At 71.2% G+C, this 13,832-nt stretch carries 14 protein-coding genes; 10 read left to right on the top strand and 4 right to left on the bottom strand.

Annotated features, from left to right (window positions below; genetic code table 11):
* Positions 1-12: 12 nt before the first annotated feature.
* The 9 genes from ACIGCK_RS08610 (at position 13) to ACIGCK_RS08570 (ending at position 8,772) form a co-directional block, all read left to right on the top strand.
* Positions 13-861, top strand: coding sequence for an exodeoxyribonuclease III (locus tag ACIGCK_RS08610; protein ID WP_396665366.1), 849 nt, complete (start codon positions 13-15; stop codon positions 859-861).
* 60 nt (positions 862-921) lie between these two features.
* Positions 922-1,938 carry a tryptophan--tRNA ligase gene (trpS, locus tag ACIGCK_RS08605; RefSeq protein ID WP_396665364.1) on the top strand — a complete coding sequence of 339 codons (1,017 nt, stop codon included), beginning with the start codon at positions 922-924 and terminating at the stop codon, positions 1,936-1,938.
* A gap of 191 nt (positions 1,939-2,129) precedes the next feature.
* Positions 2,130-3,005, top strand: a complete 876-nt coding sequence (locus ACIGCK_RS08600) for an Fpg/Nei family DNA glycosylase (protein ID WP_396665362.1) — start codon at positions 2,130-2,132, stop codon at positions 3,003-3,005.
* Positions 3,006-3,292: 287 nt separating this feature from the next.
* Positions 3,293-4,345 (top strand): bifunctional diaminohydroxyphosphoribosylaminopyrimidine deaminase/5-amino-6-(5-phosphoribosylamino)uracil reductase RibD, encoded by a 1,053-nt coding sequence (gene ribD / locus ACIGCK_RS08595; protein WP_396665360.1) that lies wholly within the window; start codon positions 3,293-3,295, stop codon positions 4,343-4,345.
* 1 nt (position 4,346) lies between these two features.
* Positions 4,347-4,979, top strand: a complete 633-nt coding sequence (locus tag ACIGCK_RS08590) for a riboflavin synthase (RefSeq protein WP_396665359.1) — start codon at positions 4,347-4,349, stop codon at positions 4,977-4,979.
* Positions 4,976-6,250: a GTP cyclohydrolase II gene (ribA, locus tag ACIGCK_RS08585; RefSeq protein ID WP_396665357.1), complete on the top strand. Its 1,275-nt coding sequence runs from the start codon at positions 4,976-4,978 to the stop codon at positions 6,248-6,250. The genes ACIGCK_RS08590 and ribA overlap by 4 nt, the downstream gene beginning before the upstream one ends.
* Complete coding sequence (ribH, locus tag ACIGCK_RS08580; protein WP_396665355.1) at positions 6,247-6,720, top strand: 6,7-dimethyl-8-ribityllumazine synthase; 474 nt, start codon at positions 6,247-6,249, stop codon at positions 6,718-6,720. The genes ribA and ribH overlap by 4 nt, the downstream gene beginning before the upstream one ends.
* A gap of 179 nt (positions 6,721-6,899) precedes the next feature.
* Positions 6,900-8,357: an MFS transporter gene (locus tag ACIGCK_RS08575; protein WP_396665353.1), complete on the top strand. Its 1,458-nt coding sequence runs from the start codon at positions 6,900-6,902 to the stop codon at positions 8,355-8,357.
* A gap of 61 nt (positions 8,358-8,418) precedes the next feature.
* Positions 8,419-8,772: a Fe-S protein gene (locus ACIGCK_RS08570; RefSeq protein ID WP_396665351.1), complete on the top strand. Its 354-nt coding sequence runs from the start codon at positions 8,419-8,421 to the stop codon at positions 8,770-8,772.
* Between the two features lie 9 nt (positions 8,773-8,781).
* On the opposite strand, the gene ACIGCK_RS08565 is transcribed toward ACIGCK_RS08570, so the two are convergent.
* From ACIGCK_RS08565 to ACIGCK_RS08555, 3 genes are read right to left on the bottom strand one after another with little or no spacing between them, the layout of a single operon-like run.
* Complete coding sequence (locus ACIGCK_RS08565) at positions 8,782-9,606, bottom strand: ABC transporter permease (RefSeq protein WP_396665349.1); 825 nt, start codon at positions 9,604-9,606, stop codon at positions 8,782-8,784.
* Positions 9,603-10,496: an ABC transporter permease gene (locus ACIGCK_RS08560; protein WP_396665764.1), complete on the bottom strand. Its 894-nt coding sequence runs from the start codon at positions 10,494-10,496 to the stop codon at positions 9,603-9,605. Before ACIGCK_RS08560 ends, ACIGCK_RS08565 begins: the two co-directional genes overlap by 4 nt.
* Positions 10,497-10,501: 5 nt before the next feature.
* The gene (locus ACIGCK_RS08555; protein WP_396665347.1) at positions 10,502-11,443 is read right to left on the bottom strand and encodes an ABC transporter ATP-binding protein; all 942 of its coding nucleotides are present in this window, start codon (positions 11,441-11,443) and stop codon (positions 10,502-10,504) included.
* Between the two features lie 108 nt (positions 11,444-11,551).
* Here ACIGCK_RS08555 and ACIGCK_RS08550 point away from each other — a divergent pair, with 108 nt between their 5' ends.
* Positions 11,552-12,568: an amidohydrolase family protein gene (locus tag ACIGCK_RS08550; protein WP_396665346.1), complete on the top strand. Its 1,017-nt coding sequence runs from the start codon at positions 11,552-11,554 to the stop codon at positions 12,566-12,568.
* A gap of 159 nt (positions 12,569-12,727) precedes the next feature.
* Here the strand turns inward: ACIGCK_RS08550 and ACIGCK_RS08545 are convergent, their stop codons facing one another.
* Positions 12,728-13,831: an NAD(P)-dependent alcohol dehydrogenase gene (locus ACIGCK_RS08545; protein WP_396665344.1), complete on the bottom strand. Its 1,104-nt coding sequence runs from the start codon at positions 13,829-13,831 to the stop codon at positions 12,728-12,730.
* Position 13,832: the final 1 nt, after the last annotated feature.

The following is a 13,832-nucleotide window of genomic DNA, read 5'->3' as shown; positions in this document are numbered from 1 at the left end:
TAGGGTGGAATCATGCCCCGCACCGTCCGCATCGCCTCCGTCAACGTCAACGGAATCCGGGCCGCGACCCGCAAGGGCATGCTCGCCTGGCTCGACGACGCCGGGGTCGAGGTCATGACGCTGCAGGAGGTGCGCGCGTCGGCCGACCACCTCGCGGCATCCCTGCCCGGATGGCACCTCGTCGGCGACGAGGCTCTCGCCAAGGGGCGCGCCGGCGTCGCCGTGGCGACCCGCGAGCCCGTCGCGCGGGTGCGCACGGAGTTCGCCGACGAGAGCCTCGACACCGCCGGCCGCTGGATCGAGGCCGACATCGAGCTCGGGGGCGAGACCCTCACGGTCGTGAGCGCCTATGTGCACACGGGCGAGGCCGACACACCGCGCCAGGAGCAGAAGTGGGCCTTCCTCGACGCCATGGAGGAACGGATGCCGCGGCTGCGCGAATCGGCACCGCTCTCGCTCATCACGGGAGACCTCAACGTCGGCCACCGCGAGCTCGACATCCGCAACTGGCGGGGCAACGTCACGAAGGCGGGCTTCCTCCCGCGGGAGCGCGCGTACTTCGACCGTTTCCTCGGCGCGGAGGGGGAGATCGTCAGCTGCGTCGACGGGACGTCGGGACCGGGGCTCGGGTGGGTCGACGTGGGTCGCCGATTCCACGGCGACGTCGACGGCCCGTACACGTGGTGGTCCAACCGCGGCAAGGCGTTCGACAACGACACCGGCTGGCGCATCGACTACCACCTGGCCACCCCCGAGCTGGCGAGCCGCGTGGAGGACTACCGCGTGGTCCGGGCGCCGTCGTGGGACACCCGGTGGAGCGACCACGCGCCGGTCGTGGCCGACTATCGGATCGGCGGCTGACCCCCGCGCGACGGGGCACCGCACGGCGGCTGGGCGCGGGCGGCGCAGGGCCGGACGCCTATGATCGATCGGGTGAGCAAAGCGCGCCTGTACTCCGGAATGCAGCCCTCCGCCGACTCCCTGCAGATCGGCAACTACATCGGAGCGCTCATGCAGTGGCGCGATCTGCAGGAGTCGTACGACGCGTTCTTCTCGGTCGTCGACCTGCACGCGCTGACGCAGCCCAACGACCCCTCCGAGCTGCGGGAGAAGACCCGCCGCACGGCGGCGCAGTACATCGCCGCCGGGATCGAGCCCGCGAAGTCCACGCTCTACGTGCAGTCGCACGTGCCCGCGCACGCCGAGCTGGCGTGGATCCTCGGCACGCTGACGGGCTTCGGCGAGGCCGGCCGCATGACCCAGTTCAAGGACAAGTCGTCGCGCTACGGCCAGGACGCGACATCCGTGGGCCTGTTCACCTACCCCGTGCTGATGGCCGCCGACATCCTGCTCTACCAGACCGCCGTGGTCCCCGTCGGTGACGACCAGAAGCAGCACATCGAGCTGACGCGAGACATCGCGGAGCGCTTCAACGCGCGCTACGGCGAGACGTTCCGGGTGCCGATGCCGATGATCCAGCAGGAGTCGGCGCGCATCTACGACCTGCAGAACCCCGTGGCGAAGATGTCGAAATCGGCGGAGACCGACGCGGGCGTGCTGTGGCTGCTCGACGAGCCGTCCAAGAGCGCCAAGAAGGTCATGCGCGCCGTCACCGACAGCGAGGGCAGCGTGCGGTACGACCGCGAGAAAAAGCCCGGCGTGTCGAACCTGCTCGTCATCTACGCCGCCCTCACCGGTCGGCAGATCCCCTCGATCGAGGACGAATACGCCGGCCGGGGCTACGGAGACTTCAAGAAGGGCCTGGCCGACGTCGTCGTCTCGGAGTTCGAGCCCGTTCGCAACCGCGCCCTCGAGCTGCTCGACGACCCCGCGGAGCTCGACCGCGTGCTGGCCGCCAACGCCGGGCGCGCCGAGACCGTGGCGATGGAGACGCTCGGCACGGTCTACGACCGCATGGGCCTGCTGCGCCGCCGCTGAGGCTCGCCACTCGGACACCCGCCCCTCCGCACCGAGCCCGCGACGCGTCGAACCGGACAACATTCCGGAAGGATCGCCGCCGAGCGGGCGGAACAGGCCCCCGGCAGGCGCCGGCGCGCACTGTCACCGGAGTGTTGTCGGCAGACCGCCCCGTCGACCCCTGGGTCGATACCCCGTGCCACCATGGAAGCATGCCCGAGATGCCGGAAGTGCAGGGCCTCGTGGACTTCCTCCGCGAGCGCATCGTCGGCCTGCGCGTCACGACCGCGACGGTGCTGCAGTTCGCCGCGCTGAAGACGTTCGATCCCCCGATCCGGTCGCTGGAGGGTGCGGAGCTCTCCGGCGTCACCCGAGCCGGCAAGTTCATCGCGATCGGATGCCGCGGCCCGGGCGATGACGCCCTGCACCTCGTGTTCCACCTCGCCAAGGCGGGCTGGCTGCGCTGGCACGACAGCGCGCCCGCGACACCGGTACGCCCCGGCAAGTCGCCGCTCGCCGCCCGCGTCGTCCTCTCGGACGGGTCGGGGTTCGATCTGACCGAGGCGGGCACGAAGAAGTCGCTCGCGATCTCCGTCGTCCGGTCGCTGGGGGACGTTCCGGGCATCGCCCGCCTGGGGCCCGATCCCCTCGACCCCGCCTTCACACGCGATGTCTTCGCCGCCCTCCTCTCCGGCCGGCGCACGCAGATCAAGGGAGTGCTGCGCGACCAGTCGATCGTCGCGGGGATCGGCAACGCCTACTCCGACGAGATCCTGCACGCGGCCCGGATGTCGCCGTACGCCCTCGCCGCGAATCTCGACGACGACGAGGTCGACCGGCTCTACGAGGCGACGCAGCAGACCCTCCGCGAGGCCGTCGCGACCGCCACCGGACGTCCGCCGGCCGACCTCAAGGACGCCAAGCGGCGCGGGATGCAGGTGCATGCGCGACGCGGGCAGCCCTGCCCCGTGTGCGGCACCGAGGTGCAGTCCGTCTTCTTCGCAGACAACTCGCTCGAGTACTGCCCCACCTGTCAGACCGGCGGCAAGAAGCTCGCCGATCGCCGGCTCTCCCGCCTGCTGAAGTGACGCGGCGGGGCGGGAATGGAAAGCCGTCCCGCGCGCGTTGCTAGACTCCAGAGCATCAACGTGCTCCGGGGTCGGTGAGAATCCGAACCGGCGGTGAGAGTCCGCGAGCCGAGGCACCCGTTCCGACGGGAGCCGAGGTCGATCCGGTGGAATTCCGGAACCGACGGTGATGTACGGCACCTGCCGTACGAGTCCGGATGGGAGGCAGCACGGAGGTGTCGCGTCGTCGCGTGACACCTCGACGTCGCGCACCGTCGACGGCCCCCGGAGCCAAGTAAGGACCGGAAGTGACCGTCAGCGACAGGGAATGGCAGGCCATGGGCCGCGCCCGCGATCTCGCGCTCCTCGGGCCGCGCGGCATCAATCCGCAGGTGGGTGCGATCGTCCTCTCCCCCACGGGAGACGTGCTCGCCGAGGGATGGCACCGCGGCGCCGGCACTCCCCACGCCGAGGTCGACGCGCTCTCCCGGCTCGCCCCGGGTGCCGCCCGCGGCGCGACGATGGTCGTCACCCTCGAGCCGTGCAACCACACCGGGCGCACGGGTCCCTGCGCGCTCGCCCTGATCGAGGCCGGCGTCGCCCGCGTCGTGTACGCCGTCGAAGACCCCGCCGAGGTGTCGGGCGGAGGCGCCGAGCGCCTGCGCGCCCACGGCATCGAGGTCGAGCCCGGCGTGCGCGCCGACGAGATCCGCACCATGATCGCCGGCTGGCTGGACGCCTCGCGCCGGGGCAGGCCGCACGTCAGCATCAAATGGGCGCAGAGCCTCGACGGCCGCGCCGCCGCCGCCGACGGCTCCAGCCGGTGGATCACGGGGCCCGACGCCCGGCGCGACGTGCACCGCCGCCGCGCCGACGCGGACGCCATCGTCGCGGGCATCGGCACGGTCCTCGCCGACGACCCCGCCCTCACCGCGCGCGCCGAAGACGGCTCCCTCCTGCCGACCCAGCCGCTGCCGGTCGTGCTCGGGCGCCGCGGCGTGCCCGCGGATGCCGCGGTGCGGCGTCACCCGCGGGAGCTGCTGCACCTCGACGGCACCGACCTGGCCGACGCCCTCTCCCAGCTGCGCCGCCGCGGCATCCAGCGGGTCTTCGTCGAGGGCGGGCCGACCCTCGCCGCGTCGTTCGTGCGCGCGGGGCTCGCCGACGAGCTGCTGGTGTACGTCTCGCCGATCCTGCTCGGCGGCCCACGCGTGGCCCTCGACGACGTCGGCGTCGTCTCCATCGCCGCGGCCCGCCGCTTCGCCTTCACCGATGTCCGCCCGCTCGGTGCGGACGTGCTCTTCACCGCCGTTCCCGCGGATGCCCCGGCATCCGACCCGTCGCCCCAAGGAGGACGCTGACATGTTCACCGGAATCATCGAGGAGATCGGCGAGGTGACCCGCCTGGAGCCCTCGGGGGACGGCGTGCGGCTCACGCTGCGGGCCCCTCTCGCGGTGGCGGACGCGCGGCACGGCGACTCGATCGCGGTCAGCGGCGTCTGCCTCACCGTCGTCGCCCAGGATGCGCAGACGTTCACGGCGGACGTGATGCAGCAGACGCTCGACATGTCGACGCTCGGCGCCCTGACGGCGGGCGCACCGGTGAACATCGAGCGGGCGATGCCCGTGGGCGCGCGGCTGGGCGGGCACGTCGTGCAGGGGCACATCGACGGCACCGGCGTCGTCGCCGACGTGCGGCCGGGCGACCGCTGGCAGGTGGTCCGGGTCGCGATGCCCCCGCACTTGGCCCCGCTCGTCGTCGACAAGGGCTCCATCGCGGTCGACGGGGTGTCCCTCACCGTCAGCGCCGTGAGCGATGCCGCCGAGACCACGCCGTGGTTCGAGGTGTCCCTCATCCCCGAAACGCTCGAGGCCACGACCCTCGGCCGGCGCTCGCCGGGCGATCCGGTCAACCTGGAGACCGACATCCTCGCGCGTCACGTCCAGCGGATGCTCGCCTTCGCCGGCGACGCCACGGAAGGAGGCTCCAGATGAGCCTGTCCACGATCGACGAGGCCCTCGACGCGCTCCGCGCGGGTCGTCCCGTGCTCGTCGCCGACGATGAGAATCGCGAGAACGAGGGCGACGTCATCCTCTCCGCCGAGCTCGCCACCCCCGAGTGGGTGGCGTGGACGGTGCGGTGGTCGTCGGGATTCGTCTGCGCGCCGATGCCGGCGGAGTTCGCCGACCGGCTCGACCTCCCCCCGATGGTCGAGCGCAACGAGGACGCACGCGGCACGGCCTACACCGTGAGCGTGGATGCCGCGGAAGGCGTCACGACGGGCATCAGCGCTTCAGACCGCGCGCACACGCTCAACGTGCTCGCGAACCCCCGGTCCACCCCCACGAGCGTCATCCGCCCCGGCCACATCCTTCCCCTGCGCGCCGTCGACGGCGGAGTGCGGGAGCGCAGCGGCCACACCGAGGCCGCCGTCGAGCTCATGCGGCTGGCCGGCCTGTCCCCCGTCGGCGCCATCGCCGAGGTCGTCGCGGAGGACGGCAGCATGATGCGCCTGCCCGGGCTGATCGAGCTCGGCGAGCGCGACGGGGTTCCGGTCATCACGATCGAACAGCTGATCGCCTATCTCGAGGAGCACGAGCCCCGCGCGGAGGCCGCGGGCGGCGTGCACCGGCGACGGGTGAGCCTGCGGGCCGAGTCCCGCGTGCCCACCGAGCACGGCGTCTTCCGCTTCCTCGCCTACAAGGACCGCACCACCGGCACCGACCACCTCGCCGTCGTCGCGGGCGATCTGGAGGGCGCACCCCTCGTCCGCGTGCACTCCGAGTGCCTTACGGGCGAGGCCTTCGGCTCCCTCAAGTGCGAGTGCGGACCGCAGCTGGATGCCGCGCTGGAGGCGATCTCGCGCGACGGAGGCGTCGTCGTCTACATGCGCGGGCACGAGGGCCGCGGCATCGGGCTCATCAACAAGCTGCGGGCCTACGGCCTGCAGGAGCGCGGCCTCGACACGGTGGACGCCAACCTGGCCCTCGGCCTGCCCGCCGACGCGCGTGACTACGCCGCCGCCGCCGGCATCCTCGCCGACCTCGGCGTCGAGCGCGTGCGCCTGCTCACCAACAACCCCGACAAGGTGTCGCAGCTGCGCGACCTGGGGCTCGAGATCGTCGAGCAGGTTCCGCTGCTCGTCGGGGTGGGACCCAACAATCATCAATACCTGGAGACGAAGCGAGACCGCATGGGACACGTGATCGACGAAGACGACCTGGCCGAGGCCTTCGCCGAGATGAAGACGGGAAGCGACCAGTGAGCGGCAAGGGGACCCCCGAACGCGCGGGCACGGATGCCGCGGGCCTGAGGGTCGTCGTCGTCGCCGGCGAATGGCACGACGTCATCACCGACGGTCTCATCGCGGGCGCGACGCGGGCGCTCGACGCCGCCGGGGCGGCCCACCAGGTGGTGCGCGTGCCGGGGTCCTTCGAGCTGCCCGTCGTCTGCAAGGCCGCGCTCGAGGCCGGCGCCGACGCCGTCGTAGCGCTCGGCGTCATCATCCGGGGCGGCACGCCGCACTTCGAGTACGTCTCGTCCGCCGCCACGGACGGCCTCACCCGCGTGGCGATCGACACCGGCAAGCCCGTGGGCTTCGGGGTGCTGACCCTCGACGACGAGCAGCAGGGCATCGATCGGGCGGGCCTGCCCGGCTCGAAGGAGGACAAGGGCGCCGAGGCCGCGGATGCCGCGATCCGCACCGCCCTCACGCTGCGCGCCCTGCGGGGCTGAGGCGCCGCAGCGCGCGATCGGGCGCGCGGCGGCGTAGGATCGTCCTTCGTGTGCCGGCGAACCCCGCCGGCGCACACGGTGCCCACCGACGCGCCCCGGCGCGTCACCCTGCGCCGAGCGCTCCCACCGACCCCAGCCGCCACTTCGGCGTCGCCGCGCTCTCCGACAGGTTCTCCCGCATGACCGCTTCAGCCACCTCCGCCGCCGCCCCGGCGCCCGCACCCGCCAACCCCCGCTCGCGCGTCATCGCGGCGAGCCTCGTGGGCACGACGATCGAGTTCTACGACTTCTACGTCTACGCCACCGCGGCCGTGCTCGTCTTCCCGATCCTGTTCTTCCCGACCGGCAACGACACGACCGCGCTGCTCTCATCGTTCGCGGTCTTCGGCGCGGCGATGGTCGCGCGCCCCGTCGGGGCGGTCATCTTCGGGCACTTCGGCGACCGATTCGGCCGCAAGGCCACGCTCGTGGCGTCGCTGCTGACCATGGGGATCGCGACCTTCCTCATCGGCTGCCTGCCGACCTTCGACGACATCGGCTGGTGGGCGGCCCTGCTGCTGCTCGTGCTGCGCCTCGCACAGGGCTTCGCGCTCGGCGGCGAGTGGTCCGGTGCGGCCCTCGTGGCGACGGAGAACGCGCCGCGCGGCAAGCGCGCGTGGTACGGCACCTTCCCGCAGCTGGGCGCCCCCATCGGGTTCATCATCGCCAACTCCGTGTTCCTCGCGATCTACTTCGCCCTGCCCCACCCCGACGGCGGCGCCCAGCGCTCCGAGGAGTTCCTCGCGTGGGGCTGGCGCGTGCCGTTCCTCTTCTCGGCCGTCATGGTCATCGTCGGCCTCTGGGTGCGCCTGAAGCTCGTCGAGTCGACGACGTTCACCTCGGCGTCGACGGCGGGGACGATCCGCAGGTTCCCGCTCGGCGAGGTCGTGCGGCGGCACTGGCGCCAGCTCATCCTCGGCACGTTCATCATGCTCGCGACCTACGTGCTCTTCTACCTCATGACGAGCTTCACCCTCTCCTACGGCACGAAGGCGACCACCGACGCCGCTCAGGCAGCGGCGGATGCCGCGGGGACCGCGTTCGACGCCGCGACCTACGTACCCGGTCTCGGGTTCGGTTACACCGACTTCGTGATCATGCAGATCGTGGGCGTCGTGTTCTTCGGGATCTTCACGACGCTCTCCGGGCCTCTCGCCGATTCCCTGGGCCGCCGCCGCCTGCTGATGTGGATCACCGGGGGCATCTTCGTCTTCGGCCTGCTGTTCAACATCTTCCTGATGCCGCAGGCCGACCCCAAGTTCACCGGCGCTCTCGTGCAGGCCTTCCTCGTGCTCGGCTTCATGCTCATGGGCGCCACGTTCGGACCGATGGGGGCCGTGCTGCCCGAGCTGTTCCCGACGAACGTGCGCTACTCGGGATCGGCGATCTCCTACAACGTGTCCTCGATCCTCGGCGCCGCGCTCGCCCCCATCGTGGCGGTGGCCCTGTGGGCCGCGGCGGGCGGCAGCCCGTGGCTCGTCGGGGTGTACCTCTCGGTCATGGCCGTGCTGACCTTCGTCGCGCTCTGGCTCTCGCCCGAGACGAAGGACATCGACTACGACTCCAACATCGGGACGACCGCCGCCCAGGCGTCGTGACCCCGCTGCTGAGGGCGTCCTTGCTGGCGCTCACGGTGCACGAGCCTCTACCGTGACGAGCATGGAGATCCTGCGCCACCTCGTCGTCCTGGTCCACCTCACCGGATTCGCGCTCCTCTTCGGCGCGTGGGCCGCCCAGGCATGGGGCGGCCGCCGGCAGATAACGCGACTCCAGCACGTCGGCTTCACCGTCGCCGCGGTCGCCGGGCTCGTGCTGGCCGCGCCGTGGGGGATCTCGTACGAGCTCGACTACGCCAAGATCGCCACGAAGCTCGTCATCCTGCTCGTCATCGGCGCGCTGCTCGGCATCGGGCAGGCGCGCCAGCGCCGCTCCGGCGCGGCGCCCTCGGCGATGTTCTGGGGCATCGGCATCCTGACGTTCGCCAACGCGGCGATCGCCGTGCTCTGGCGCTGAGCGGATGCCTCAGTCCAGGAACAGCGCGCGCAGCCGGCGCGTGGTCATGAGCAGGCCCAGCGCGATCATCAGGGCGTAGTAGAGGACGTGCCACAGCATCCCCGGGTGCAGCGCGCCCGTCGTGAGACCACGCACGAGCTCGACACCGTGCCAGAGCGGCAGCGCCTGCACGATCGCCTGCACCCACTCCGGGTAGACCGTGATCGGGTAGAACGTCGCCGAGAACAGGAACATCGGCAGCATCACGAACTGGATCCAGTCCATGTGCTGGAACGCCTTCATGTAGCTCGTGACTGCCATGCCGAGACTCGCGAAGCCGAAGGCGATCAGCATGACGGCCGGCAGTGCCAGCAGGGCCGTCCACGACAGGTTGAGGCCCGCGAACTGCATGATCACGAGGAACCCGCTCGCATAGACGAGCCCGCGCAGCAGCGCGTAGAGGATCTCGCCCAGCGCGACATCGAGCGGCCCGAGCGACGTCGCGAGCATCCCCTCGTAGAGCCGTCCGTAGTTGAGCTTGAAGAAGACGTTCCAGGTGGAGTCGTAGACGGCACCGTTCATGGCCGACACCGCCAGCAGCGCGGGCGCGATGAACGCCGCGTACGAGACCACGACCCCGCTTGAGGTCTCGACGTCGCCGATGAGGGCGCCGAGCCCGATGCCCATCGAGGCGAGGTAGAACACGGGCTCGAAGAACCCGGAGAGCACGACGATCCAGCTCGAGGAGCGCGCCGCGATGAGTCCCCGCTGCACGACGGCACCCGGGTTGCCCGCCCAGAGCGCGCGCACCCCGCCGCGTCGCGCCGCGGCGGGAACCGCCGTCGTCGCGCTCATTTCGCGAGCCTCCGCGTGAAGACGCGCCGCGCGGCGACGTAGCCGCCCGCCGCCAGCAGCGCCAGGTAGACGACGTGGACCATAGTCTGCTCGGCGCTCTGCGGGGAGCCGTAGGTCACGAGCCGGCCGAGCTCGGAGGCGTGCCACAGCGGTGAGATCCACCCGATCCACTGCAGCCAGACGGGGAGGGTGTCGAGCGGATAGAACGTGCCCGAGAAGAGGAACATGGGCATGAACACGAACCGCTGCACGAGCGCGAACTGTCCCCTGTCGTCCTCGATCGAGCCGGCGTAGGCCATGAGCGGCAACCCGAACGCGGCGCCCGCCAGGAGCGCGGTACCGATGCCGATCCAGCCGGTCGCGGGGTCCGGCACCGCGCCGAAGAGCCACAGGAACGCGTAGTACGCCACGGCGGTCACGATCATCCGCGCCATCGCACCGAACACCACGCCGGTGGCGATCTGTCCGCTGGAGAGCGCCGAGGCGCTGAACCCGAAGAAGTACCGGCGCCACTTGAAGCCCGCCATGACGGGATAGGTGAACTCCTCGCTCGCGACCGAGATGGTGGCCGTCATCAGCAGCGCCGGCGCGACGAAGACGAGGTACGACACCTCCCTCCCGCCGTCGGCGATCGGCGCGTCGATCAGTGCGGCGAGCCCCACGGCGAGCCCCAAGAGGTAGAGGATCGGCTGCCCGAGCGCCCCGACGATGATCGTCCACCCGTAGGCGCGCATCGCCCTCACCATGTGCTCCGTGACGTACCAGGAGCCGAACCGCCGCGGCCGGCGACCCGCGGCGAGGGCCTCGGACCGCAGTTCGTCGAGGGAGGGCTGCGGACGCACGCCCCCCGGCGCGGGGCCGGTCCCGGGATCGTGGCCGGCGTGGTCGATGCCGCTCACTCGATCAGCGACCTTCCCGTGAGCCGGAGGAAGACGTCTTCCAGGCTCGAGCGCCGCACGAGCGAGGTCACCGGCGTCAGGCCCTCTGCCGTGATGCGCTCGAGGGCCCGTTCGCCGTCGTGGGTGTAGACGAGGATGCGGTCGGGGAGGACCTCCACCCGCTCCCCCGCCCCCTCGAGCCTCGGTGCGACCTGCTGGTTGCGGTCCGACCCGAACCTCACCTCGAGCACCTCGCGCGTGGAGTGCCGGCGGATCAGCTCGCTCGGGCTGCCCTCCGCCATGATCCTGCCCTCGTCCACGACGATGAGCCGGTCGCAGAGCTGCTCGGCCTCGTCCATGTAGTGGGTCGTCAGCACGAGCGTCGTGCCCTGCTCCTTCAGGCGGAACAGGCGGTCCCACAGCACGTGGCGCGCCTGGGGGTCGAGGCCGGTGGTCGGCTCGTCCAGCAGCAGGATGCGCGGGTCGTTCACCAGAGCGCGGGCTATCGTCAGCCGGCGCTTCATGCCGCCGGAGAGCTGGTCGACCTTGCTGCGCGCCTTCTCCTCCAACTGGGCGAACGCCAGCAGCTCGTCGGCCTTCCGATGGCACACCCGCGCGGGCAGACCGAAGTAGCGACCATAGATGAAGAGGTTCTCGCGGGCGTTGAGCTCGGCGTCCAGATTGTCCTGCTGGGGCACGACCCCCAGCCGCGAACGGATGTCGGGGCCGTGGCGGTCGGGGTCGAGGCCGAGGATCTGCAGCTGCCCGCTCGATCTCGTCGAGACCGCGCCCACCATCTTCATGGTCGTCGACTTGCCCGCCCCGTTCGGCCCCAGCAGGCCGAACGACTCCCCCGGCGCGACCTCGAAGGAGAGCCCGTCGACGGCGACGAGATCGGGCTTGCCCTTCACGCGGTACGACTTGCGCAGATCGACGGCGGAGATGACGGCTTCTGGCACCGCACCACCCTAGTCCGCACCCCGGACATCGCCTCCGGGCTGGACGCCCTCCCCTGATGTCGCCATAATTGGCTACAATTCCTCGACGCAGAGACTCGGAGACCGCACGTGATCATCGACTGCCACGGCCACTTCACCACGACCCCGCCGGGGGTCGCCGCATGGCGGGAGGCGCAGCTGGCGGCATCCACCGCCGACGAGCTCGATGCCGTCGCCGCGCGCGAGTACGAGGTGACCGACGACGAGATCCGGGATGCCGTCGGCGGCGCCCAGCTCGCCCAGCAGCGGGAGCGCGGCACCGATCTCACGATCTTCTCCCCTCGCGCCAGCTGGATGGCCCACCACGTGGGCGACGAGCGCACGTCGCGGGAATGGACCAGGAGGCAGAACGACCTCATCCACCGCGTCTGCACGCTCTTCCCGGGCAGCTTCGCCCCCGTCGCGCAGCTGCCGCAGAGCCCGGGCGCTCCGATCGAGGGCGCGGTCGCCGAGCTGCGGCGCTGCGTCGAGGAGCTCGGCTTCATCGGCTGCAACGTCAACCCCGACCCGAGCGGGGGGCGATGGGACGGCCCCGCCCTGTCGGATGCGTACTGGACGCCGCTCTGGGAGGCGATGGAGGAGCTCGACGTGCCCGGCATGGTGCACGTGAGCGCATCGGACAACCCGACCGTCCACACCACCGGCGCCTACTATCTCGCGGCCGACACGACAGCGTTCATGCAGGCCCTCAGCTCGGGGTTCCTCTCCCGGCATCCCGGCCTGCGCCTCGTGATCCCCCACGGCGGGGGCGCCGTTCCGTACCACTGGGGTCGATTCCGCGGCATGGCGCGCGACCAGGGGTGGGACTTCGAGGCCACCATGGCGCAGATCTGGTTCGACACCTGCGTGTACCACCAGCCCGGAATCGACCTCCTCCTCGAGGTCGTACCGACGTCCCAGGTGCTGTTCGGCTCCGAGATGATCGGCGCCGTGCGAGGCACCGACCCCGACAGCGGTCGGCACTGGGACGACACGAAGGCCTACATCGAGGCGTCCGCACTGGATGCCGCGGCCCGCGAGGCCGTCTTCGAGGGCAACGCCCGCCGGGTCTACCCCCGCATCGAGGGCTGGCTGCCGGCGCGGTAGCGCACGCCCCTCGCCCGGGCAGAGGAGCATTGCCGAGACGAGGGGGCCTTCGCGGGAAAGCCCCCTCGCCTCGGCAGACATCCTCTCCCCAGGCGAGGACGCCACGCGTCGCGACCGCTCAGACGGAACGGTGGAGCGCGCGAGCAGCCGGTGGAGGCATCAGGCGAATACCACCACCGGCTTGACGACCTCGCCGTTCTCCGACGCGGAGAAGGCGTCATTGATGTCGTGGAAGTCGAAGTTCTCCACGAGGCGGTCGAAGGGGAAGCGCCCCTGCCGCCACAGCTCGATCAGTCGAGGGATGAAGACCTGCGGGATCGAATCGCCCTCGATGATCATCTTCAGCGACCAGCCCCGGGTCATGGACAGGCCGGTCTCGACGGCCGTCTCGGTGCCGGGCGCCTGAGCGCCGACGACGCCGACCGTCCCGCGGACGCCGAGAGAGTCCACCGCCTGGCGCAGCACATCGCTGCGCCCCGAGGTCTCGAGCGCGAAGTCCACTCCGTCGCCGGTCAGCTCCTTCACCCGCGCCGCGACGTCGCCCTCACGCGCATCGACCGTGTCGGTCGCCCCGAGCTCGCGCGCGAGCGCGAGACGGTCGGGGTTGACGTCCACCGCGATGATCCGTCCGCACCCGACCGCCACGGCGGCAAGCAGGGCCGACAGACCCACGGCACCCGCCCCGAACACGGCGAAGGTCGTGCCCGCCGCCGGGCGCAGCGAGTTCATCACGGCTCCGGCTCCGGTCTGGATGCCGCAGCCGAGCGGCCCCATGAGCTCGAGCGGCACATCGTCGGGCACCTTCACCACGGCGCGCTCGTCCGCGTTCGCGTATGTCGCGAAAGAGGATTGCCCGAAGAAGTGCGACGAGACCGCCGAACCCCCGGCATCCGTGAGCGCCGTGGAGCCGTCGATGCGGGTCCCGCCGAAGTTCAGGGCGTAGAGCGACTCGCAGTAGGTGCTCGCTCCCTCGAGGCAGTGCCGGCACCGGCCGCACGTGTTCACAGAGAGGACGACGTGATCGCCGGGGGCCACCGACCTCACCGCGCCGCCGACGGCCTCCACGATCCCCGCTCCCTCGTGGCCGAGAACGGCGGGCAGCGGCGTCGGGTAGATCTGGTCGCGGACGACGGCGTCGGTGTGGCACACGCCGGTCGCGACCATGCGCACCCGCACCTCCGTGGGGCGCAGCTCGTCGAGATCCAGCTCCTCGATGACGAGAGGGGCGCCCGCGTCGCGGGCGACGGCTGCCAGCGTCTTCATC

It is taken from the genome of Microbacterium sp. NPDC078428, assembly GCF_044542535.1.
Taxonomy (GTDB): Bacteria; Actinomycetota; Actinomycetes; order Actinomycetales; family Microbacteriaceae; genus Microbacterium; species Microbacterium limosum.
Note: the sequence above shows the minus strand (reverse complement) of the source record. Positions and strands in the feature narration are given on the sequence as shown.

Coding starts and splice junctions, on each gene's coding strand:
- ACIGCK_RS08575 (WP_396665353.1), top strand. CDS start 6,900: ATGACCGCTTCAGCCACCTCCGCCGCCGCCCCGGCGCCCGCACCCGCC.
- ACIGCK_RS08610 (WP_396665366.1), top strand. CDS start 13: ATGCCCCGCACCGTCCGCATCGCCTCCGTCAACGTCAACGGAATCCGG.
- ACIGCK_RS08565 (WP_396665349.1), bottom strand. CDS start 9,606: ATGAGCGCGACGACGGCGGTTCCCGCCGCGGCGCGACGCGGCGGGGTG.
- ACIGCK_RS08590 (WP_396665359.1), top strand. CDS start 4,347: ATGTTCACCGGAATCATCGAGGAGATCGGCGAGGTGACCCGCCTGGAG.
- trpS (WP_396665364.1), top strand. CDS start 922: ATGATCGATCGGGTGAGCAAAGCGCGCCTGTACTCCGGAATGCAGCCC.
- ACIGCK_RS08600 (WP_396665362.1), top strand. CDS start 2,130: ATGCCCGAGATGCCGGAAGTGCAGGGCCTCGTGGACTTCCTCCGCGAG.
- ribA (WP_396665357.1), top strand. CDS start 4,976: ATGAGCCTGTCCACGATCGACGAGGCCCTCGACGCGCTCCGCGCGGGT.
- ACIGCK_RS08570 (WP_396665351.1), top strand. CDS start 8,419: ATGGAGATCCTGCGCCACCTCGTCGTCCTGGTCCACCTCACCGGATTC.
- ACIGCK_RS08545 (WP_396665344.1), bottom strand. CDS start 13,831: ATGAAGACGCTGGCAGCCGTCGCCCGCGACGCGGGCGCCCCTCTCGTC.